The organism is Tumebacillus sp. BK434 (genome assembly GCF_004340785.1).
In the GTDB taxonomy this organism is placed as follows: Bacteria; Bacillota; Bacilli; order Tumebacillales; family Tumebacillaceae; genus Tumebacillus_A.
In genome coordinates this window covers 98,223-122,215 of the sequence record NZ_SLXS01000006.1, presented here as the reverse complement: position 1 = coordinate 122,215, position 23,993 = coordinate 98,223, and the positions used below count along the sequence as shown (strand labels likewise).

At 60.6% G+C, this 23,993-nt stretch carries 9 protein-coding genes and 1 pseudogene; 4 read left to right on the top strand and 6 right to left on the bottom strand.

The window, feature by feature from the left end; translation table 11 throughout:
* Positions 1–39: 39 nt before the first annotated feature.
* Positions 40–546 carry a hypothetical protein gene (locus EV586_RS15655; RefSeq protein ID WP_132946058.1) on the bottom strand — a complete coding sequence of 169 codons (507 nt, stop codon included), beginning with the start codon at positions 544–546 and terminating at the stop codon, positions 40–42.
* A 153-nt stretch (positions 547–699) separates the two neighbouring features.
* Positions 700–3,207 (bottom strand): U32 family peptidase, encoded by a 2,508-nt coding sequence (locus EV586_RS15650; RefSeq protein WP_132946057.1) that lies wholly within the window; start codon positions 3,205–3,207, stop codon positions 700–702.
* A gap of 359 nt (positions 3,208–3,566) precedes the next feature.
* Between EV586_RS15650 and serS the strand changes: the two genes are divergently transcribed.
* Positions 3,567–4,844: a serine--tRNA ligase gene (gene serS / locus EV586_RS15645; RefSeq protein ID WP_132946056.1), complete on the top strand. Its 1,278-nt coding sequence runs from the start codon at positions 3,567–3,569 to the stop codon at positions 4,842–4,844.
* Positions 4,845–5,033: 189 nt separating this feature from the next.
* Here the strand turns inward: serS and EV586_RS15640 are convergent, their stop codons facing one another.
* Entirely contained in the window at positions 5,034–5,876 is an 843-nt protein-coding gene (locus tag EV586_RS15640) for a GDSL-type esterase/lipase family protein (protein WP_132946055.1), read from the bottom strand.
* A gap of 117 nt (positions 5,877–5,993) precedes the next feature.
* Here EV586_RS15640 and EV586_RS15635 point away from each other — a divergent pair, with 117 nt between their 5' ends.
* Together EV586_RS15635 and EV586_RS15630 are read left to right on the top strand one after the other, a co-directional pair.
* The gene (locus EV586_RS15635; protein ID WP_132946112.1) at positions 5,994–6,908 is read left to right on the top strand and encodes an ABC transporter ATP-binding protein; all 915 of its coding nucleotides are present in this window, start codon (positions 5,994–5,996) and stop codon (positions 6,906–6,908) included.
* Complete coding sequence (locus EV586_RS15630) at positions 6,901–7,893, top strand: ABC transporter permease (RefSeq protein WP_243653055.1); 993 nt, start codon at positions 6,901–6,903, stop codon at positions 7,891–7,893. The genes EV586_RS15635 and EV586_RS15630 overlap by 8 nt, the downstream gene beginning before the upstream one ends.
* Positions 7,894–7,913: 20 nt before the next feature.
* On the opposite strand, the gene EV586_RS15625 is transcribed toward EV586_RS15630, so the two are convergent.
* Both EV586_RS15625 and EV586_RS15620 read right to left on the bottom strand, forming a co-directional pair.
* Positions 7,914–20,858, bottom strand: coding sequence for a non-ribosomal peptide synthetase (locus EV586_RS15625; protein ID WP_132946053.1), 12,945 nt, complete (start codon positions 20,856–20,858; stop codon positions 7,914–7,916).
* A 188-nt stretch (positions 20,859–21,046) separates the two neighbouring features.
* Positions 21,047–21,886: an HAD-IIB family hydrolase gene (locus tag EV586_RS15620; RefSeq protein ID WP_132946052.1), complete on the bottom strand. Its 840-nt coding sequence runs from the start codon at positions 21,884–21,886 to the stop codon at positions 21,047–21,049.
* A 244-nt stretch (positions 21,887–22,130) separates the two neighbouring features.
* On the opposite strand from EV586_RS15620, the gene pckA reads away from it, so the two are divergent.
* Complete coding sequence (gene pckA, locus EV586_RS15615) at positions 22,131–23,714, top strand: phosphoenolpyruvate carboxykinase (ATP) (protein ID WP_132946051.1); 1,584 nt, start codon at positions 22,131–22,133, stop codon at positions 23,712–23,714.
* 43 nt (positions 23,715–23,757) lie between these two features.
* Here the strand turns inward: pckA and EV586_RS15610 are convergent.
* A pseudogene (locus tag EV586_RS15610) lies at positions 23,758–23,976 on the bottom strand (DUF3892 domain-containing protein); the annotation flags it as partial.
* Positions 23,977–23,993: the final 17 nt, after the last annotated feature.

Genomic DNA, 23,993 nt, shown 5'->3' with positions numbered 1-23,993 from the left:
TTTATGATGATGCCATTTTATATTCACTTGGGACTTGAGCTACAGGGTCACGAGAAACTCGCCGCCACGATGTACGGACGGCAGCGCTTCGATGCGCACCAGGATCGAGAATTTTCGGGCCATGCCGCGAATGATTCCCAAGTTGAAGCTGTGGGGATACGGATTGTGGCAGATGATGTGCAATTGATTCGGTTCGGACTGGAGGCATTGATAGGCCAATTCGCTGCTGCCGACTCCCCGGTGGTGGAAGTGGCAAATGTCGTTTAAGGCGTGCATCGCCTGCTCAAAAGTGTGGACGCCTTCGATCTCCTTCGCCCGCATGGCGACATGCTTGCCGATCTCACAGATGATCTCTTTGCCGACCGTCCGCTTCAGTTCGTCTAACGTTTCCAAAACCGCTTGCAGCGGGTACCAACCGTGTTCATCAATCTCGACAATCCCTTTCTCGCCCAAAATCGTTCTGGCCCGGTTCATAAACACGCCGCAGCCGTCGACGATCGTCTGGACGATCAATCCGTTCGCTTCCGCATTCCCGTGGATGAGCATCGGCCTACCCCCCTTTATAAAAAGAAAGAAAGTAATAGAGCCAATACCCGTATTTTAACATGATAAAGCGTCCAGTCAATCGTACATCGTCAGGAGCCAATTTCTAAATGCAAAAGAAGCTGATCCTAAGATCAGCTTCTGCAGCTCTTCCCTTTAGCCGCGCGTGATGCCCGTCTTCGTCAGCTGGCCGCGCGTGACGCCGAGCTGGTTGGTGGCGTTCAGCGTGCGCCAGACGTGGGTGCCGGTCACTTCGCCTTGCAGGGCTTGGCGGTACAGTTTCAGCACTTCCTGCACGCGTCCGCCGTCCTCTTCGAGGAACTCGACGCGGTAGGTGTTCACGCCGTATTCGAGGAACTCTTGGAGGAATTCGGCCCCGGACTGGTCGACCGCGTTGTAAACGGTGTTGCGGCAGCCGGTGTCGACGCGAACCGGATGTTCAAAATCGACGCGGTCGCGCAGCGAAACGCGGTGCTTCTCGCAGACTTGTCCGCAGTTGGTGTAGTCGGTGCCTTCCGACAGGAAGGTCGCATACACGCAGTGCTCGGTGTGGAACATCGGCATGTGCTGGTGAATGACCACTTCGATCTTGCTGGCGTCCGACTGAGAGAGCAGGTCGACCATCTGCTCGGTGTTCAGGTCGTAGGAGGCGGTGACGCGCTTCATGCCGCGATCGAGAAACAGGTTGACCGCTTTGTGGTTGGCGATGTTCAGCGAAAAGTCGCCGATCAGCTCGATGCCTTCCGGGCGCTCCTGCTCGAAGAAATAGGCAGCGCCGGTGTTGCGGATCAAGATCCCGTCCGGCTGGGCCTTAATGATGTTGAGCAGGATGCCGCGCTCGCCCGGCATCAGGATGCGCGGGGTGGCGAGGGCGATCTTCTTGCCCGCTTGGCGCGCCGACTCGACCGCTTTCGGATAGTCGCGGACAAATTCAAAGTCGGCGTAGATATAATCGACATCGGTCTTGCCTGCCGCTTCGATCTGCTCCAAGGAGCGGCACAGCGCGATCAGGCTGGCTTCGGCGCCGTTGGCCGGATCGGCAGCCGCCGTGTCGGCGTAGACGTCGATGTCACGCTTTTGATACTGGCGCGGTGCTACGCGCAGCGCCAGCAGCTGTTCGGCCGCGTCACGGCGCATGCGGTTCAGCTCCGACATCGGCACGATCAGATCGCCTGTGAGGTCGAGCGACAGGTCGCCGAGGTGGTAGACGGTGCCGCCGAGACGACCGAGCTGATCGCGCAGCACTTCATCGTTCAGCGGGCGCTTCATCGCCGCTTCGGCCGGTTTGTCCGAGGAGATCGTGACTTCATGGCCGGTGTTGACGTCCGTCCAGATCGTCATCAGCGGCTGCCCGATGCTGCCGTACACGGAGACGTTGACCGGGAAGGTGTGGTACGGCTTTTCCGTTTCAAACGTCTTGCGCAGGCGGCGGTCCAGCTCAGGGTCGGAGGTGCGCCACACTTTGTCGCCGACGTTGATCCGGCTCAGGTCGACGTCATGGCGGCCCATGACGATCTCGTACATGCCCGCTTCGACTTTGCCTTCGATCTTCTGCCCTTTGATCCGCAGGTCATAGACGCGTCCGCCCTCTTCGTCCTGGGTCGGGTCGCCCGCGTCAAACACGATGCCGTCGCCGCGCTTCAGCGGCGCTTGCAGATCGACGAGGATCGCGTCGCGGAAGATTTTTTTCACGTTGCCGAGGAACACGCCGCGCTTTTTCGGGAACGTGCCGTCGACGAGCTGCTGGTGGTTGGTGCCGGAGAGGAAGCCGTGCGTGAAGCCGCGCGAGAAGCTTTGCTCCAGCTCCGCGATGTCGATGATCTGCGGGTCGTAGTCCGCCCCGGCAAAATAAGCATCGATCGCCTTGCGGTACTTCGCGGTGACGTTCGCCACGTATTCGGCAGCTTTCAAACGGCCTTCGATCTTGAAGGAAGTCACGCCCGCTTCGATCAGCTCCGGCACCAGTTCCAGCGCGGACAGGTCTTTCGGCGACAGGACGTAGGCGATGTTGCCCATGTCTTTGTGCTCGTTGTCGACGATCATGTCATACGGCAGGCGGCAGGCCTGTGCGCATTCGCCGCGGTTGGCGGAGCGGCCGCCCCACATCTCCGAGGTCAGGCACTGGCCGGAGTAGGAGACGCACAAAGCGCCGTGCACGAACACTTCCAGTTCGCTGCCCGTTTCGGACGCGATCTTTTGGATGTGCTTGAGCGAGTTCTCGCGGCCGAGGACGACGCGCTCCATGTCGTAGGGCTTGGTGAACTCCACCGCTTCCGAAGAGGTGATCGTCATCTGCGTCGATCCGTGGATCGGGAAGTCGGGCGAGATCTCGCGGATCATCTTGACCAGGCCGAGGTCTTGCACGATCACCGCGTCTACCCCGGCGTCGATGCAGGCATCGATCAGTTCTTTGGCGTCTTCCAGCTCATTTTCAAAGACGAGGATGTTGAAGGTCAGAAAGCCCTTCACACCGTACATATGTAAGAACTCCATGATCTCCGGCAGCTCTTCCATCAAGAAGTTGTTCGCCCGGGCGCGGGCGTTAAACTTTTCGACGCCGAAATAGACGGCGTTCGCCCCGTTGGCCACAGCTGCACGCATCGCTTCCCAGTTGCCTGCAGGCGCGAGAAGCTCGATGTCTTCACGTCTCAAGTTTTGATTCATCTATAGTCACCTTCCGTTTCACCTGTTTCAGTCTAACTTGTCTATTGTACATGTTTTCCCGAAATGGTGAAAGAATTGCTGGCAAAAAGAATACCCATTGTCATTTCGTAACATCTTATCTTATAATAGAAAAAATCTACAGAGCGGAATTATGCCGGTGAAGAGCATCCAACTCGGAGGCGTCTGCGAAGAGCAGACCGGGGACTGCCCGTTACAGCAGTGCAAAGAGGGTCAGATTGTCTGTTGCAGATGTTTGGCCAAGTTGGGTGGCACCGCGAGAAGAGCGCTCCTCGTCCCAAAGGGATGTGGGCGCTCTTTGTGTTTTTCGGAAAAATTTTACAGTGAGGAGTGCATGAAACATGTTGGACATTCGCTACATTCGCGAGAATCCGGAAATGGTGCAGCAGGTCGCGAAGCAAAAAGGCATCGAGGTGTCGATCGACGGCTTGCTGACGTTTGACGTCGAGCGCCGCCGCATCCTGCAGGAGTTGGAGCAGTACCGCATGCAGCGCAACCAGCTGTCGCAGATGATGCCGCAGCTGGCGAAACAAGGCAAGAAAGACGAGATGGAGCAGACCAAAGAGCAGGTGCGCAAGATCAACGCGGACATCACCTTGCTGGAGAGCTCCTTGAACGACGTGGAAGCGAACTTGCGCGAACTGATGCTGCGTGTGCCGAACATCATCTCGCCGGACACGCCGATCGGCGAATCGGACGCCGACAACGTGGAAGTGCGCCGGGTCGGTGACGTGCCGGTGTTCGACTTTGAGCCGCTCGACCATGTGGCGCTCGGGGAAAAATACGACCTGTTCGATATCCCGCGCGGGGTGAAGGTCGCAGGCACGCGCAACTATTATTTGAAAGGCATCGGCGCCTACCTGCACCGTGCGGTGCAGTCGCTGGCGATCGACCTGCTGACCGACCGCGGCTTTACGGTGGTTGACGTGCCGGTGATGTTGCGCGAAGAGATGTTCACCAACACCGGCTTCTTCCCGCTGGGTCTGGACCAGACTTATGCGCTGGAAGACAACAAGTACCTCGTCGGCACGTCGGAAGTGCCGCTCGTCTCCTACTACAGCGGCGAGACGGTCGATGTCGAGGAGCCGATCCGCTTTGCCGGCGTCTCGAACTGCTTCCGCAGCGAAGCCGGTTCGGCGGGCCGCGATGTGCGCGGGCTGTACCGCGTGCACCAGTTCGCCAAAGTCGAGCAGGTGGTGCTCTGCAAAAACGACCCGGAAGTGTCGGAAGCGATCCTGCAGACGATCACGAAAAATGCGGAAGACCTGCTGCAACTGCTGGAACTGCCGTACCGCGTGGTCAGCGTCTGCACCGGCGACATCGGGCAAGGCGTGTACAAAAAGTACGACATCGAGACGTGGATGCCGAGCCGGGAGAGCTACGGCGAAACGCAGTCGGCGTCCAACCTGCACGAGTTCCAGGCGCGCCGCTCGAACATCCGCTTCCGCGATGAAAACGGGCAGCTGCAGTTCTGCCACACCTTGAACAACACAGCGGTGGCGACTCCGCGCATCCTGATCCCGCTCCTGGAAAACCACCAGCGCCAAGACGGCTCGATCTACATCCCGAAAGCGTTGCGCAAGTACATGAACGGCGTGGAAGAAATCCGCCCGAAATAATTGGCAAGCAGACCGCCCGGGGGCAAGCAACCCGGCGGTCTTTTTTTGCGCTGGCGACGTGCGGCTAGTAGACTGCAGATCATATTGGATGCTACAAGCGCCCCCTGCCAAGGGCAAGTCCTCGCGGTATCTGGACACCTACGAGAACTAAAAAAGACCTTCCCGCTCCGGGGAAGGTCTTTCGCATCGCTATTTCAAAAACTCTTTTGGCAAGCCGCTGTAAATCCGCTCCGCCATCTTCGCATATCCTTCGTTGTTCGGGTGGAAATGGTCGTAGGACAGCAACGTGCTGTTGTTCCATTGGAACAGGTCGAACATCGGCACCACTTTGACATGCGGATAAGCTTGCGCGACTTTGCGCAGGTTCTCGTTCCAGTCGAGCAGCAGCTGGTCCGACTTGCCTTGATCTTCGAACAGCCCTTCGAACGGGTTGTACAAGCCCAAGACGATGACCGGCGTCTTTGCGTTGCTTTTGCGGATCGAAGCCAGCACTTCCTGCACGTTTTTCGTGTATGCCGCCTGCGTTTCCAAAATGGTGTTCTCATCGACGCCTTTAGCGCCGATCAGTTTATCCACTCCGCCGATGGAGTGTGTAATGTCATTGCCTCCGATGGAGACCATGATCAGTTCTGCATCTTGAAAATATTGCTGCACGCCCGGATTCTGCACCGACTTCACCAGCTCGGTCGATTCGAGTCCGCTGATACCGAGGTTCTGGACGTTGACCTTCTGTCCGGCCGCCTCAAGGCGTGATTTCAAATTCCCGACATATCCTTTGCCCGACGTGTCGCCGATGCCTTTGGTCAAGGAATCGCCGATCGCGACGATCAGCAGTGGATCATCCGCCTTCTTGTCGACGGCGACGGCAGGCTGGGCCTCTTGCTGCGCCGTGGAAGCCGGATGGGACTGCAGCGTGGATGCTGCCTCGCCGGGCTCGGAGAGCGCAAGGATGAATCCGGCGCTGAGGACCGCTGCACTGGCCAGTGCCAACGTGACGACGCTGCCCCATAAAAAAGAACGTTTTTTCTTCATTTTCGTGTACGGCACCTCCCTTGCTTTAGTGTATCATAGAGACGAGAGATCGTGCATCTTTTCACAACGATTCACATCTTCACAAGCTGGGAGGAGCAACGCTTGAACGATAGAAACATTCCTGTCGCGCTGTCTGTCCGCAAGCTGCAAAAGACGATCCGCGGCCGCAACATCGTCAAAAACATCACGTTTGATGTGTTCGAAGGCGAAGTGTTTGGCTTCCTCGGCCCGAACGGTGCGGGCAAGACGACCACGATCCGCATGATCGTCGGCCTGATCAAGCCGACGGCAGGCGAAGTCCTGATCGGCGGCCATGATGTGCAGAAAAACTTCATCGAAGCGATGCGCTGTGTCGGCTGCATCGTCGAGAATCCCGAATTGTATAAGTACATGACCGGCTGGCAGAACCTTGAACATTTTGCCCGCATGCTCGATCTGCCCGATGAGCGCATCGAAGAAGTGGTCAAGCTGGTGCGCATGGACGGGCGGATTCATGACAAAGTGAAAACGTATTCGCTCGGCATGCGCCAGCGCCTCGGCATCGCGCAGGCGCTGCTCGCCAACCCGAAGCTGCTGATCCTGGACGAGCCGACCAACGGGCTCGACCCGGCGGGGATTCGCGAGCTGCGCGAGTTCATCCGCCGCCTGGCGCGGGAGGAAGGCCTCGCCGTCTTCGTCTCCTCGCACATGCTGGCCGAAGTCCAGATGATGTGCGACCGCGTCGCCATCCTCTCGCACGGCGAGATCTTAAAGGTGGCGACCGTCGAAGAGATCGTCCACACCGGCACCAACCGCGTCGAGTGGACGGTCGATGACCGCGAGCAGGCCTGTGAGCTGATCGCAGCGGAAGTTGGCGCCGCACAGGTCGAGCGGCTCGGCGAAAACAAGATCGTCGCCGTGCTGACCACCGACCAGACGGCGCTCGTCAATCAGCAGTTGATCAATGCCGGCATCAAGCTGTACGGCGTGCAGGTGCAGGGGCAGTTGGAAGAACTGTTCCTCGAGATCACGGGAGGTGATTCGATTGCGTAACCTCTATCAGTTGACACGCAACGAGACGCTGAAGGTGCTGCGCAAAAAGCGCTTCCTCGTCGTCATGCTGATCCTCGCCGTGCTGATTCCGCTGTTTGCCTATGGGCAATATCACGATCAGCAGAAGATGAAGGCCCAAACCGGCGTCACCGACTGGCGCGCTGAGCTTGGCAAGGAGATCACCGAGACGGAGCGCCGCCTCGCCAACCCGACGCTCGACGAGGCGCGCCGCACGCAGATGACCCTGCGGATTGAACAGAACAAATACTATCTGGACCGCGACATCAACCCGTCCGAACCGGGCGCGACAACGTTTGCGCGGATCTTCATGCAGTTTGGCATCTCCTTGTTCCTGCCCCTGCTCGTCATCGTCATCGCGACCGACATCGTGTCGTCGGAGCATCAGGACGGGACGATCAAGCTGCTGCTCACGAGGCCGGTCAAGCGCTGGCGGATCTTGATGAGCAAGTATTTGACGCTGCTGATCTTCACCACGCTGACGGTGCTGGCGATGGGCGTGCTATCCTTCCTGATCTCCGGGATCTTCTTCGGCTACCGGGGCTGGGATGCGCCGATGCTGACCGGCTTCAGCATCGTCAACGGCACGCTGGATGCGGATAACGTGCGGGTGATCCCGCATTGGCACCTGCTCCTGATGAACTATGGGCTGGGCTGGATCGCGGCGATCGCCGTGGCGACCTTGTCGTTCATGGTCTCCGTGCTGGTGCGCGGCACGGCGACCGGCATGGGCGTGATGCTCGCCGTGCTGATCGGCGGCAGCATCATGGTTCAGCTGGCGACCGATTTCCCGCTGACCAAATATGTCTTCACCACCCACCTCAACCTCGCCGGCTACATCAACGGCGCGCCGCCTGCCGTCGACGGCTTGACGCTCGGCTACTCGCTGGCCGTGCTGGCGGTCTGGTCGGCTGCGTCGCTGGCTGTGTCATTTGCTTCGTTTACGAAGCGGGATGTGTTGGCTTAAAACGTGAAAAACCACCCTCGTCAGAGGGTGGTTTTTGCTGTTTGCGGCTCCACGCTATAGCGTTTCTTTTCGAACGGATAGGTCGGCAACGGCACACGAAGGCGCTTTTCGTTCGCATAGTGCGTGCTCCAATCCAACTCTTCCAAAGACACGGTGCGCTGCTGCTGGCCGCGCAGTTGAGCGATCGCATCCGGCACGTCGCGGCAGAGCAGGACGCGGCTGTGAGCATACACGGCGCGGCCGGTCTGCAAAGTGTACGCGACATCGGCAAGCGTTAGTCCGGGGTGCTGCTCCAGATGATCGGCGAGGTTGTTCGCCATGATCTCCAACGCTTCCGGCGTCCTCGCCGAAAGCACCACCGCGTGTTCGGCGCGCTGCGAAGGTTCCGACTGCAGCGCCGGCGCTTCTTCGAGGATCAGGTGCGCGTTGGTGCCGCCCAGCGCAAAGGAGTTGACCCCGGCGCGGCGCGGCACTCCCGGCTCCGTTTCCCATGCCGTCAAAGCGGTGTTGAAGTAGAACGGGCTGTTCGCAACCTCGATCTGCGGATTCGGCGTTCGATATCCCAACAAGGGCGGCAGCGCTTTGTGCTGCATGGCAAGCACCGTGTGGATCACGTTGGCGACGCCCGCCGTGACACCGGTATGACCGATGTTCGGCTTGATCGAGTTGAGCGCGCACCAGCCCGTTTTTTCCGCGCCCGCGCCGTAGACGGTAGCCAAAGCGTCCGCTTCAATCGCGTCGCCAAGCGGCGTGCCCATCCCGTGTGCGGCGATGTAGGTCACCGTCTGCGGGTCGATGCCCGCCTGGTCGACCGCCTCGCGAATGACCTGCTCGATGCCTTCTGCGCCAAGGGCTGTGAATCCGACTTTTGCTGCGCCGTCGTTGTTCAAAGCGGTAGAACGGATCACCGCATGAATCGGATCGCCGTCCCGGAGCGCATCGTCCAGACGCTTGAGCAGCACGACCCCTGTGCCGAAGCCGACAAACGCCCCTTCCGTATCGGCGTCAAACGGCCGGCAGTTCTCGCCCGTGAAGGAGTACGGCCCACCTTCAAATGCGAGATAGCCTTGTTTTTGCGGCACTTTGACATTGGTGCCCCCGGCCAGCGCCATGTCGCTTTCCCCGGCGAGCAGGCTTTGGCACGCGAGGTGGATGGACACGGCCGACCCGGTGCAGGCCGTCTGCACAACAAAGCTTGGGCCTTTCAGGTTCAGGCGGTAGGAAACTTTGGTGGTCAGGAAGTTGGTATCATTGCCGGTCGAAAAATGAATCAAGTTCTCCGTCTCCTGCAGCAGAGACGGATCTTGCAGCAGAAGCTGTGCATACTTGTTCTCTCCCCCCGCCGCATACAGGGCGATCTTGCCGTCGAAGCGCTGCGGGATGTACCCGGCGCTTTCCAACGCTTCCTGTGAGCATTCGAGCAGCAGGCGCTGCTGAGGGTCGGTCAACAGTGCTTCTTGCTCAGACATGCCGAAGAATTCAGCATCAAAGTATTCCGGGTCCGGCAGCAAGGCGCCTGCCATCACCATTCCCGGCAAGGCCATCGCCGGCTGCTCTTCCGGGAAAAATTGCACCGATTGCACTCCATCTGCAAGGTTGCGCCAGAAGCGGGCAAGATCGCTTGCATCCGGGAAGCGCCCCGCCATACCGATGATCGCGATGCTGCGGCTCTCGGTGCGCGGAGTGCCATGCTCCGCTTTTTTCCGCTCAGCGCTGGGGCGGTCGCCTTGCAAAAAGGAGGTCAAGGCGGCCACCGTGGTATGTTTGAACATGGTTACCAGCGGGAAGGTGCGCCCGATTCGCTCTTGGATTTTTTGGTGCGCTTTGCTCAGCAGAAGCGAGTGCCCGCCCAGATCGAAAAAGTTGTCGTGCAGTCCGACATCCTGCCTGCCCAGCACCTCCTGCCAGACGCTGCGAAGATCCGATTCCAGTCCGGCTTGGCGCGGTGTGTCGACCTGATGTGTTTCCGGCAGCATGTCTTCCGGCTTGGGCAGTGCACTGCGGTCGATCTTCCCATTTGGCGTGAGCGGGAGGCTTTTCAGCACGAGGAACACAGCCGGCACCATGTAGGCGGGCAACTGCTCTTTGAGATCGCGGCGCAGGACCTGCGCGAGGCCGCTCTCCTCCCCGCTGGGCGTGACGTAGGCGATGATGCGCTTTTCGCCCGGCTCGTCTTCGCGGGCCAGCACCAGCGCGTCTTGGACGAGTTCATGGCGGAGCAGCGTTTCTTTGATCTCGCCCAGTTCAATGCGGAAGCCGCGGATCTTGACTTGGAAATCGACGCGGCCGATAAACTCGATGTTGCCGTCCGCCAAACGGCGCACGAGATCTCCCGTCTTATACAGCCGGGCGTTCGGCTCCGCGCTGAACGGATGCGGCACGAAGCGCTCTGCCGTCAGATCGGGACGGTTGAGATAGCCGCGGGCCAGCCCGTCGCCGCCGATGTAGAGCTCGCCCGGCACACCGATTGCCACCGGCTGCATCTGCACATCGAGCACGTACAGCGAGGTGTTGGCAAGCGGCTGGCCGATCGGAATGGACACCGCTCCCTCCGGCACCGCCTTGATCTCGTGCCACGCCGCAAACGTCGTGCTTTCGGTCGGGCCGTAGCCGTTGAGCAAACGCTTCGGTGCGCCGTGTTCCAACACCGCTTTCACCCACTTGGGGTCGAGCGCGTCGCCGCCGGCGAGCAGGTCGCGCATCGTGCGGAAGGCGTCTGGCCGCACGGCCGCCATCTGGTTAAACAGCGCGACGGTGAGGAACATCGATGTGACGTTGTGCTCTTGGATCGCCGCGGCGAACAGGTCTACGTCCAGCACCAGCTCTTTAGGCAGGATCACCAGACGTCCGCCGTTCAGCAGCGCGCCCCAGAATTCGAACGTCGCCGCGTCAAATGCCGAGTTGGACACCTGCGCGATCGTATCTTCGGCGGTGAACTGCACATAGTTGCTGTTTTTCACCAGCCGGCTGACCGCGTGCTGCGGGATGCATGTGCCTTTCGGACGGCCGGTCGATCCTGACGTGTAGATGATGTACGCCAGATGATCGCTGGTGGTCCGGCAAGGCGGATTCTCGCAGCTCTCGTTGTCCCAAACCTCCCGGTCGCGATCGAGGCACAGCAGGACTGCCTGTGTGTCCGGCAGGTCGGCGAGCAGATGCTCCTGCGTCAGGATGATCCTCAGCGCAGCGTCTTCCACCATCAGGGCCAGCCGCTCGTTTGGATACTCCGGATCGAGCGGAACGTACGCGCCGCCCGCTTTTACGATGCCGAGCACGCCAATCAGCAGATCGAAGGAACGGGAAACGGAGATGCCGATAGGTTCATCCGGCTGCACACCAAGCGCGAGCAGACGGTGCGCCACCCGGTTGGCTTGCTCGTTCAGTTCGCGATAGGTCATGTTGTCCCCCGCGAAAAGCACGGCATCCGCGTCCGGGGTGCGGGCCGCTTGCTCTTCAAATAACGCTTGAATGGTTTTGTCTCTCGGGTAAGGGGTCCGGGTGTCGTTCCAGCGCTCGAGCAGGTCGTGTTTTTCCGCTTCCGAAAGCCAAGGAAGGTCGTACAGCGGCCGCCCCGCCTCTTCAGCGATACTCTCCAGCAGATTCGACCAGTGTCCGGTCATGCGGCGGATCGTAGCGGCGTCAAACAGGTCCGTATTGTACTCAACTACCCCGTGCAGCCTGCCGTTTTGCTCCTGCATCGCAAAGGTGATGTCAAATTTCGCCGTGTCGCTGGTGACCGGCTGCGCTTCCACCGTCAGGCCCGGCAGACGCCACACCTGGTCCGGAAGGTTCTGCAAGATCAAGCAGGCTTGGAACAACGGCGTGCGGGACAGGTCGCGCTCCGGCTTGACCTCATCGACCAGCTGTTCGAACGGCACGTCCTGATGTGCATAAGCGCCAAGCGTCACGCGCTTCACCCGCTGCAGCAGCTCGCGGAAGGTCGGGTCCCCGGACAGGTCGGTGCGCAGCGGCAACATGTTGACAAAGAATCCGATCAGCTGCTCGATCTCCGCCCGGCTGCGTCCGGCGATCGGCGATCCGACGATGATGTCATCTTGCCCTGTATAACGGTGCAGCAAGGTGTTGAAGGCGGCAAGCAGGGTCATGAACAGCGTCACGCCTTCCTGCCGGGACAAACGGTTCAGCTGCGCCGTCAGCTCTTCCGACAGTTGGAACGGCTCACAGGTACCGCGATAGCTGAACTCGGCCGGACGGGGACGATCGGTCGTCAGGGCGAGCACAGGCAGTTCCCCGCTGAGCTGCTCCTGCCAATACCCAAGCTGATCGGTGATTTCCCCGCCGAGCAGCCATTCGCGCTGCCAGCAGGCATAGTCGGCATACTGAACGGGCAAAGCGGGCAGCGCCGCTTCCTTTCCTCCCGTGTATTGCTCATACAACGCTGTCAGTTCGCGGGTCAAAACACCGTTCGACCAGCCGTCCGAAATGATGTGGTGCACGAGCAGGAGCATCACGTGTTCTTCATCGCTCAAACGCAGCAGGATCACCCGCAGCAGAGGTCCTTTGCTGAGCTCGAACGGGCGATGCGTCTCTTCGTGCAGGATGCGCTTCGCATCCGCTTCCCGCTCCGGTTCCGGAAGCCGGGACAGATCGAGCAGAGTGACGCGCTGCGGCTTCGGTTCGCCGATGACCTGCACCGCTTCCTCGCCTTGCTGCACAAAGACCGTGCGCAGCGCTTCATGGCGGCGGACGATCTCCCCGAGCGCCGCTTCCAGCGCCAGCAGGTTCAAGTCTCCGCACATCCGAAGCACGGTCGGCATGTTGTACATCGGATTCTCGGGATGCAGACGGTGCATGAACCACAATCTCTGCTGTGTAAACGATAGCGGCAGGATGCCATCCCGTTCCCCGCTCGGGATCATGTCTGTCCGGACTGCTCCCGCCTCCCGCAGGCGTTCTGCAAGCTCCGCCACCGTCGGCGCTTCAAAGCAGGCCCGAAGCGGCAGTTCGATCTGCAGGTGATCCCGGATGCGGGAGATCAGTTGGGTCGCCAGCAGCGAATGCCCGCCCGATTCGAAAAAGTTATCATCCGCACCCACGCGCTCCAAGCCGAGCACTTCCGCAAAAAGAGCTGCCAGCGCCCGCTCCGTCTCATTGCGCGGCTCGAGCCCCTGTTCGGACTGCAGGGCGGAAAAATCCGGAACGGGCAGCAGCTTGCGGTCGATCTTGCCGCTTGGCGTGTGCGGGAGTTCCTCCAGCAGCATAAACAGAGACGGCACCATGTAATCGGGCAGACTTGCTTTCATATAGGCGCGCAGAGCGCTCGCCGAAGACTCTTTTTCCAGCACGGCATAGGCGATCAGACGTTTGTTTCCCGCATGGTCATCCCGTGCGATCACCGCCGTCTCCAACACCGCCTCGTGCCGCAATAGCGTCTCTTCCACCTCGCCGATCTCGATGCGGAAGCCGCGGATCTTCACCTGATGGTCGAGGCGGCCCAGATAATCCAGCTCGCCGCTGGCGAGCCAGCGCACCAAGTCGCCCGTCCGGTACAGACGTTCCCCGTGCGCAAACGGATTGTTCAAGTAACGCTCCCCTGTCAATTCCGCACGGTGCAGATAGCCCCGTGACAGACCTGCTCCCCCAATGTACAGCTCGCCGGCCACACCGATCGGCACCGGGCGCATCTGTTCATCGAGGACAAATAACCGCTCGCGGTCGATCGCCCGGCCGATCGTGACCGGCTGTCCGGCGCGGGTCAGACTATACGTCGTGTACACCGTGTCTTCTGTCGGACCGTACACGTTGACCACCTTTTCCACCGTCCCCAGCGCATACAGGCTGTCGACGATCTGCCGTTTTAACGGTTCCCCGCACAGGTTCACCACGCGCACCGATTTCGGGATCGCCTTCTGCCGCAGCAGTTCGGTGATCGCCGAAGGTACGGTGTTGATCAGCGTAATTTCCGACTTGTTCGGCAGGTTGGGCAGCGCAAGCGCATTGTCGGCGATGACCAGTTTGCCACCGAGCGACAGCGTGACGAAAAATTCCCACACCGACAAGTCGAAGCAGATCGACGTCCCAGCGAGCACGACGGCCAGCTCGTCTGGCGCATACTGCCTACGCGACCATTCGATCAGCGCATGGACGCTGTGGTGTTCGACCGCCACGCCTTTCGGACGTCCCGTGGAACCGGACGTATAGATGACGTATGCAAGCTGATCAGGGGCAACGACTGCGGAACTCGTTTCGGCAGGCTCATCTGCCGTGTCCTCATACAGCAAGACTTGCGCCCCGTGTTCTGGCAGATGCGACAGTAGCTTCTGTTCGGTCAAAAGCACCGAGACGCCCGCATCTTCCATCATCAAAGCGATGCGTTCGGCCGGATAGTCCGGGTCGAGCGGCACATACGCCCCGCCCGCCTTGAGAATGCCCAGCAGCGCAGCCGGCAGTTCCGCCGAGCGCGACATGCATACGCCGACCAGCGTCTCCGCGCCGACCCCGAGCGTGCGCAGTTTGTGCGCCAACCGGTTGGCGCGCTCATTCAGTTCGCCATAGGTGTATGCGTCCGCGCCGTACACCACCGCCGTCTCATCGGGCCGTTGTGCGACTTGGAATTCAAACAGTTCATGGATGCAAGTCCGGGAAATCGGAGCGTGTTCCTGTTGATTCCACGTCACGAGCAGCCTGTGCTCCTCCTCCGCCGTCAAAAGCGGCAGACCGGCCAGCTTTTGCCCCGGATCGGCGGTCAGCGCTTCCAGCATCGTCACCAGGTGGCCGCTCATGCGTTCCATCGTCGCTGCGTCAAACAGGTCGGTGCTGTACTGCCAGCCCCCGGCCAGACCCTGCCCGGTGTCGGTCAGGTGCAGCGTGAGATCAAACATCGCCGCTGCGCTGTCCGTCTCCCGCATCTCCGCTTCGAGGTTCGGCAGCTGCCACTGGCTTTGCACCGGCTCCTGCTCCAGCAGGAACATCGTTTGAATTAGCGGATTGTGACTGAGGCTGCGCGGCACTTGCAGTTCCTCAATCAGCTTTTCAAACGGCATCTCCTCCTGCTCATACGCTTCGAGCACGCCTTCAGACACCTGAGCCAGCAAGTCGCGGAACGTCATCTCCGGCGCGCAGACCGCCCGGCTGACCAGCGTGTTGACGAAAAATCCGATCAGACCTTCCGTCTCCGCCCGGTTGCGTCCCGCCGCCGGGAATCCGACCAGCAGATCTTCCTGGCGCGTCATGCGGTACAGAAACGCCTGATACGCCGCCAGCAGCCCGGCAAACAGCGTCGCTCCTTCCGCCTGGCACATCGCTTTCAACCGCTCGGTCAACGCTTTGGACAGCACAAGCGGACAATACGCCCCGGCATAGCTTTGCACCGGCGGATGCGGACGGTCGGCCGGCAGTTCGAGCACGGTCGGCGCCCCGTTCAATTTTTGCTTCCAATAACCTGTGAGGTGCTCCATCTTCTCCCCTTGCAACCGCTCCAGCTGCCATTCTGCGTAATCGGCATATTGCACGGGAAGCTCGGCCAATTGCGGCACACCGCCCTGCTCCAACTCACGGTAGACCGCCGTCAGTTCGCGGAGGAAGATGCCCATCGACCAGCCGTCCGAGATGATGTGGTGCATCGTGAGCAGCAGCACGTGCTCTTGTTCGTTCACTCGCAGCGCCGTCGCGCGCAGCAGGGGTCCCGCCGTCAAGTCAAACGGCGTTTGCGCTTCGTCCCGCGCCAAGCGTTCGACCTCCGCTTCCGGAATCTCCTGCACGACAAGCTTCAGATCGGCCTGCCGGGCGATGACCTGCACCGGCTTGCCCTCCAGTTCGGCGAAGGTGGTGCGCAGCGCTTCATGCCGCCCTGCCAACTCCTGCAAACTGCGCTCCAGCATAAGCAGATCCAGCGCCCCGCGCAGGTGCAGTGCAAATGGGATGTTGTAGGCGGCAGAATCCGGCTTCAGCTGCTGCAAAAACCACAGCCGCTGCTGGGAAAACGACAACGGTGCCATACCGTCAACCCGTTCCCGCGCCACGATCTCTGCAGCAGGGGGTGCCTCCTGCTGCGCACGCCCCCTGATCCGGGCAGCCAGTTCCTCCACGGTCGGCCCGGCAAACAGGTCACGCACCGTCACATCCGCCTGTAAGGCTCGCTGTAATCTCGACACAACCTGTGTCGCCGTCAGGGAATGCCCGCCCCGCGCAAAGAAATCATCGCGGACCCCAACATTCTCGACACCGAGCACGTCCTGCCAGATCTCCGCTGTCAGCCGCTCCACCTCATCGCGCGGCGCGACGTACTCGGCCGTCCAAAGCGCGGCATCCGGCACAGGCAGTGCCCGGCGGTCGACCTTGCCGTTGGCGGTGAGCGGCAGTCTTTCCAGCAGGACAAATGCCGAGGGTACCAGATAGCCCGGCAAGGACTCTTTTAAAAACGCGCGCAGTTCCCCGTCAGACAACGTCAGTTCCGGCTCGGCGACCACATATGCGACCAGTCGCTTTTCACCCGTCTTGGCCTCCATGACCACCACGACCGCTTCGCGCACCGCCCGATGCTGCAAAAGCGCTGCCGCAATTTCGCCCGTCTCGATGCGGAATCCGCGGATCTTGACCTGATCATCGAGGCGGCCCAGATAATCGAGCTGCCCGTCTGGCAGCAGGCGCACGAGGTCACCCGTCTTATACAGCCGCGACGCCGCCCCATCCGCAAACGGATGCGGGATAAATTTCTCGCGGGTCAATTCCTCCCGATTCAGATACCCGCGAGCCAACCCCGCGCCGCCGATATGCAGCTCCCCTGGCACTCCGGCCGGCACGGGCTGCAGATGACGGTCCAGCACATAGGTCTGCACATGCGGCAACGCCCGCCCGATCGGCGGCTTTTGGCTGCCGTCCACACCGTCTGCCAACGTGGCGGCGACCGTGCCTTCCGTCGGCCCGTACGCATTCAGAAAACGTCGTCCTTTCGCCCACCGCGCAGCCAGCTCCGCCGTGCAGGCCTCCCCGCCGGAGATCACCGTCTGCAAGTCGGGTAAGCCGTCCGCGCTCGTCACGGCCAGCGCAGCGGGAGGCAGCATCGCCGTGTTCACTTTTTCCGCGCGCAGCAAGCGCTGCAGATTCTCACCTGGCAACAGCGTGTCGCTGTCGGCCAGCACAAGCGTCGCCCCGCCGGTCAGCGTGGTAAAAATCTCATACACCGACGCGTCAAAATTGAAGGTGGCAAACTGCAGCACCCTCCTGCCCGGCCGGATGTCGAACCGCTCATTCACCGCCGCGACCAGCTGGCACAGGCCGCAATGCTCAAGCAGCACGCCCTTCGGCTTGCCGGTCGAACCGGACGTGTAGATCACATACGCCAGATGTCCGGCCGTCACGTTCGACGGAACAGGATCGGCCGATTCGACAGCGATCACGGCCCGATCCCGGTCCAGACACACCGTCCGCACGCCTTGATGCGGCAAGCGGTCCAGCAGCTGTGACTGCGTCACCAGCACCTGCACCTGTGCATCTTCCAGCATGAAGGCCAGCCGGTCGGACGGATAGTCAGGGTCGAGCGGCAGATACGCGCCGCCCGCCTTCAAGATGCCGAGCATGCTCACGATCATCTCCGGCGACCGCTCCACAGACAGACCGACTAACACATCCGGCCCCACGCCCACTGCGTGCAAATGGCGGGCCAGCTGATTCGCCCGCACCTCAAGCTCGCGATACGTCATCTCACGCCCCGCATACCGCAACGCGCAAGCATCGGGCGTCGCGGCCGCCTGCCGCCCGATGAGCTGGTGAATGCAGCCATCCGGCGCAGCTAGCAGAGCCGGAGCGCTCTCATTGGGCAGCAGCGCCAGGCGCTCCGCCTCCGTCAACAGCGGCAAGAGCGCCACCTTTTCGTCCGGCTGTGCGGCAATTCCCTGCAACAGCGTCAAAAAATGTCCGGTCAGCCGTCCGATCGTCTCGGCGGCAAACAGGTCGGTGCTGTATTCCCACTCCCCGGACAGCCCGTCCGCCGTGACGATCAGGCGCAGCGCGAGATCGAACTTGCTGGTCTTGCCATCGATCTGCACATAGTCAGCCTGCAGGCTCTCGTGCTGCCACGACTGTACGGGCGCTGTGCTCTCCAGCGTAAACATCGTCTGAATCAACGGATGATGGCTCAAGCTGCGCTCGATCTGCAGCTCATCGACCAGTTTTTCAAACGGCAGTTCCTCGTGCGCATACGCAGCTTGCGCGCGTTCGCGCACCTGCCGCAACAGTTCGCGAAAGCTCGGCTCCCCGGAGAAATCGGCCCGATAGACCAGTGTGTTTACAAAAAAGCCGATCAGCCCTTCTAACTCTGCCCGCGTGCGGCCCGCGCTCGGCGATCCGACCAAGAGATCGTCTTGCCGCGTGTACCGATGCAACAGCGCCTGGTACGAGGCGAGCAGGGTCATAAACAACGTTGCTTGTTCCTGCTGCCCCAGCCGTTTCAAGCGTGCAGCCAGATCGGCCGGCACCGTGAAGAACTGTGCGGCACCTCGCCCGCTTTGCACCGCAGGGCGCGGTTGATCGGTCGGCAAATCCAGCACAGACGGAGCCCCCGCAGCCTGCTCCTTCCAAAACGTCAGCAGGTTGTTGAGCGTCTCCCCCTGCATACGCTCCCGCTGCCACGCCGCCGCGTCGATCACCTGGATCGGCAGCTCCGAAAGGGATTGTCCGGCATACAGCGCCGACAGTTCGCGCAGCAGCACGCCCATCGACCAACCATCCGAGACGATGTGGTGCAAATTGAGCAGAAGCAGCCACGCCGTATCCTCCAGCCGCACCAAGTCGCAGCGCAGCAGTGGCCCTTTTTCCAGATCAAAAGGTTCTCCGGCCGCGTCCGCCATCATCTGCCGCGCAAGAGCTTCACGGTCATCCATGCCGCGCAGATCCTGCACCGTCACCGCCGCATTCCGCTCTGCACGCACGATCTGAACCGGCTGCCCGTCTTCCGTCACAAAGACGGTGCGCAGCGACTCATGCCGCGCCACGACTTCCTGCAGCGCCGCGATCAGCCGCTCGGCATCGAGTGATCCGGTCAGACGTACCGCATAAGGTGTGTTGTAGGCCGCACTCCTGCTCTCCATCTGCTGCATAAACCACAAACGCTGCTGGGCAAACGACAGCGGTGCTTGCTGCAGATGTTGGCGGACGATCTTGCCCGGTGCGTCCACGCCTGCTGCCTGCTGACGTTTGACCGCCAGGGCAAGCATCTCCGCCGTCTGCCCTTCCAGCAGGTCGCGCACCGTCACGTCGGCCAGCAGTTGCTCCCGCACCCGCGAGATCACCTGTGTCGCCAGCAGCGAGTGACCGCCCAGCTCCAAGAAATAATCCTGCACGCCGAGTTCCGCCACGCCGAGCACGACCGCCATGACAGCAGCAACCGCCGCTTCCACCGGGTCGCGCGGCGCGACATACTTGCTGGACAGCTCTTCCCGCGACCAGATCGGCGCCGGAAGCGCCTGGCGGTCCAATTTGCCGTTTGGCGTCAACGGCAAGCGGTCGAGCACCACCACCGCGCCGGGCACCATAAACGAGGGCAGACGATCGTGCAGGAAGTCGCGCAGTTCACGCCCCGACACCGCTTCGCCCGGAAGCGGCAGGACATACGCCGCCAAGCGGGGGTCACCCGGCAGATCTTCACGCACGATCGCCACCGCTTCGCCGATCTGCGGATGCTCCGCAAGCTGCTGCTCGATCTCGCCCAGTTCGATGCGCAGTCCGCGCAGTTTCACCTGCTGGTCGATGCGCCGCAGGTACTCCACCGTCCCCTCCGGCAGCCAGCGCACAAGGTCGCCCGTCTTGTACATCCGCGCACCCGGCTCGTCCACAAACGGATCGGGCAAGAACCGCTCCGCCGTCAGCTCCGGACGGTTCAGATACCCGCGAGCCAGCGTGGAGCCGCCAATGTGCAGCTCACCCGGCTCGCCGACCGGCACTGGGCGCAACTGCTCATCGAGCACGTAATAGCGCACGTTGGAAAAGGGACGTCCGATCGGCGGTTTGCGCGACCCGTCGCATCGCTCCGCCGAAGTGGCGATCGTCGCTTCGGTCGGTCCGTAAAAGTTAAAAAAACGCCGCCCTTTCGACAGCCTTGCAGCCAGTTCCGCCGAGCACGCTTCCCCGCCATTGCAAAGCGTGGTCAGATCGGGCAGGTCGGTGTCGGGCAGCTGGGCAAGCGCAGAAGCGGGCAGCAGCAAGTTGGTAATGCGCAGTTCCCGCAACAGGTCGACGAGCGGCTGACCGGGCAGCAGGTCCTCCCGATCGGCCATGCAGAGCAGGGCTCCTGTAGTCAGCGCCGTGAACAGTTCCATCACCGAAGCATCAAAACTAAACGAAGCGGCCTGCAGCACCCGTTTGTCCGGTCCCAGCTCCAGTCTTGATTTCATGTCCCAGACAAAATTGACAATGCTGCGATGCTCGATCATCGTCCCTTTCGGCCGGCCGGTGGAGCCGGACGTGTAGATCACATAGGCCAGGTCTGTTGCCGTCACAGCCGATGTCACATTTGCTTCCTGTGCAGCGGTCATGTCTTCCAAAAACAACAGGCGCGCGTTTGTGCCGGCAAAACGTTTGGACAGATGCGTTTGCGTCAACAAGACCGGCGCGCCGGAATCTTCCAGCATGTACAGCAGGCGTTCCGTCGGATAGTCCGGGTCGAGCGGCAGGTAAGCGCCCCCCGCTTTCAATACGCCAAGCACGGCGATGACCAGCTCCGGCCGGCGCTCCGCCGAGATCCCGACGAGCACATCCGGGCCGACGCCCTGCTGCAGTAACCGCTCCGCTACGCCATTCGCCCGTGCGTTCAGCTCCCCGTAGGTCAGGAGCTGCTCTTGATACAAAACGGCCGGCGCATCCGGCGTCCGCTCCGCCTGCTGTTCAAACAGCTCATGCAAACAAAGCTCCCGGGGGAATTCCGCCGCCGTGTCGTTCCACAAAACAAGCAGTTGATGCTGTTCTTTTTTCGTCATGAGATGTCCTAACATTCCGTCAATTTCACTCACGGATAGCGCCTCCCGTTTTCATTTCGACTCGTCGGTTTAAATCGTCCGCTTGATTACTTAGAAAAAAGTGCAAAAAGTAAGTAAGTCTACACCTTTAAAAATAGCACATCCGTTCTTACGATCGCAATAACATTCCAAATATACTTTTAAACGAAAAATCCGGCTCACCAGGAGCCGGATCGATCCGTTTAGGAACTCTTCTGTTGTTCTTCCGCCTGCAGCACAAAACGCAGAATCGCTTCGGCGACTTCCGCATCCTGATCCCCGGTCAGCCGCTCCGCATCGGCGGGCAGCACCCAGTCGGCGGCCTCCTGCACGTCAGACGGCGCCCAGCTCATCGCGACGCCAAGGCCGGCCCAGCGGATCATGCCGAGGTCGTTGCGGCTGTCCCCCAGCGCCATCACCTGCTCGCGGGGCACTTCAAGCGCCGCGCACAGCTCGGCCAGGGCATCCTGCTTCGTCGCTTGCGGGTGCAGGATGTTCAGCTCGGAGATGCCGTCGCCATAGACGTGATGTCGGCAGCAATACCCGTCCCCAGCTTCGCCAAACTCCCGGAGGATCAGCTGCGCTTCCCGGTTCCCTTTTACAAAAATCTGATACGGCGCCTCGACGAGCTGCTCATGCAATCGCGCGACCGTCCGCTCGACCGTGCGGTCGGTGCCGTTGACCGGGTCGTAGTCGAAATTGTTCCAGACCTCGCTCCCGACGTACACGCGCAGCGCGATGTCATGCTCGTCGGCAAACTCCGCGACCGCCCGCGCAAACTCCAGCGGCAGCAGGCGGCGGCGCAGTACAGTCCCGGTGCGCCCGTCGACAACGTTTGAGCCGGAGGAGACGATCATCGGTGTGTCGAGCCCCAGCGGGTCATAAAAGCGCTTCGCCCCGGCGAATCCGCGGGCGGTGGCGATCACCACCCGCACTCCGGCGTCCTGCGCACGGCGGAGGGCTGTCCAATTGGCCTCCGGAACCTGCCCGCTCCGGGCGATCAGCGTATCATCGAGATCGATGGCGATCAGTCTGATCATCATGCGGCAACCTCCTCCTTGTTTTTTCCTCTTAATTTGGATACACTACAGTCGGACATAAACCTGCCAAATTTTCATGAAAAAACGATACACGTCCCAAATTCATTGTGTTATACTTAAGGCAAATAGTATGACCTAATTAAGAAAAAACGAGTAACCAATTGTCAAATTGTGTTGCACCAATTTCCACGTTTGACTACTATTATAATAACAGCTATCCCCAAAGGAAAGGAACTGAACTTTTCCCATGACAACGAACATGATGACCGCTGAGCTCCAAGAGATCTTGAACAATACGACCGTACACCGCAATCTTTCCGTACCCACTCTCATGGAAACAGCAGTGAAATATGGCGAAGGCATCACCACCTCCACCGGCGCACTCAGCGTAACCACTGGCAAATACACCGGGCGTTCCCCGAAAGACAAGTTTATCGTCCAGGACGCGCTCTCCCAAGACCAAGTGCACTGGGGTCCGGTCAACCAACCCTTCGATCAGGAAAAGTTCGATGCCCTTTACGCGAAAGTCCTGAACCATCTCAAGACCAAGGAAGAGCTGTTCGTATTCGACGGTTTTGCAGGGGCTGACGAGACCTACCGCCTGCCGATCCGCGTGATCAACGAATACTCCTGGCAGAACCTGTTCGTGCACCAGCTGTTCATCCGTCCGTCCGCCGAAGAGCTGGCAAAGCACGAAGCGCAATTCACCGTGATCGCCGTTCCGAGCTTCTCGGCCGACCCGGCGGTTGACGGCACCAACTCCGAGACGTTCATCCTCGTCTCCTTCGAGAAAAAAGTCGTCCTGATCGGCGGCACACACTATGCGGGCGAAATGAAGAAGTCGATCTTCTCCGTGATGAACTTCCTGCTGCCGCAGCAAGGCGTCATGCCGATGCACTGCTCGGCCAACGTCGGCAAGTCGGGCGACGTCGCGCTGTTCTTCGGCCTCTCCGGCACCGGGAAGACCACCCTGTCCGCAGACCCGAACCGCAACCTGATCGGCGACGACGAGCACGGCTGGTCGGACAACGGCGTGTTCAACTTCGAAGGCGGCTGCTATGCAAAATGCATCCGGCTGACCCAAGCGAACGAGCCGGAGATCTGGAACGCGATCAAGTTCGGATCTGTACTGGAAAACGTGGTGGTTGACCGCGAGACCCGCCTGCCGGACTACGACAGCGACCAACTGACCGAAAACACCCGCGCAGCCTACCCGCTCGATGCGATCCCGGGCGCCGTGATCCCGAGCGTCGGCGGCCATCCGAACGTGATCGTCTTCCTGACGGCAGACGCATTCGGCGTGCTTCCTCCGATCGCGAAACTGACCAAGGAACAGGCGATGTACTACTTCCTGTCCGGCTACACGTCCAAGCTCGCCGGCACCGAACGCGGCATCACCGAGCCGGAAGCGACCTTCTCCACCTGCTTCGGCGCACCGTTCCTGCCGCTGGCCCCGACCGTGTACGCGGAGCTGCTCGGCGAGAAGATCACCAAGCACGATGCGAAAGTCTACCTGGTCAACACCGGCTGGACCGGCGGCGGCTACGGCACCGGTTCCCGTATGAAGCTGTCCTACACCCGCGCGATGGTCACCGCAGCGATCGAAGGTGCCCTCGACAAGGCGCAATACGAAACCGACCCGATCTTCGGCCTGGCGATCCCGACCGCAGTCGCAGACGTGCCGTCCGAAGTCCTCAACCCGCGCAACACCTGGGAAAACAAAGAAGCGTACGATGCACAGGCGAAAGACCTTGCCTCCCGCTTCGTCCAGAACTTCAACAAGTTTGAGAGCGTTTCCGAAGCAATCAAATCTGCTGCTCCGAAAGCGTAAAGATAAAACGCCCCGTTCCACATAGGAACGGGGCGTTTCTTCGTTAAAACTGCGGCAAGTTGTCCAGATTGTTTTCTTTGATCCCATCCGGTTCGGAGCGCAAAATGTCACGCCCGTATTTTTGGAACACGTCAACATGCTCCAGGTTGCCGCTTTTCGCTTCGGTGATCGCTTGATCGTATTGCAGGACACGGCCGGTATCCGTTTTGACGGCGGTGATGTCGCCGTCGCCGTTTTTTTGGACGGCTACGATTTTTTCGCCCATCGACGATCCCTCCT

Excerpts from the sequence above, each read along its gene's own strand:
- serS (WP_132946056.1), top strand. The coding sequence starts at position 3,567 with ATGTTGGACATTCGCTACATTCGCGAGAATCCGGAAATGGTGCAGCAG.
- EV586_RS15655 (WP_132946058.1), bottom strand. The coding sequence starts at position 546 with ATGCTCATCCACGGGAATGCGGAAGCGAACGGATTGATCGTCCAGACG.
- EV586_RS15640 (WP_132946055.1), bottom strand. The coding sequence starts at position 5,876 with ATGAAGAAAAAACGTTCTTTTTTATGGGGCAGCGTCGTCACGTTGGCA.
- EV586_RS15620 (WP_132946052.1), bottom strand. The coding sequence starts at position 21,886 with ATGATGATCAGACTGATCGCCATCGATCTCGATGATACGCTGATCGCC.
- pckA (WP_132946051.1), top strand. The coding sequence starts at position 22,131 with ATGACAACGAACATGATGACCGCTGAGCTCCAAGAGATCTTGAACAAT.
- EV586_RS15650 (WP_132946057.1), bottom strand. The coding sequence starts at position 3,207 with ATGAATCAAAACTTGAGACGTGAAGACATCGAGCTTCTCGCGCCTGCA.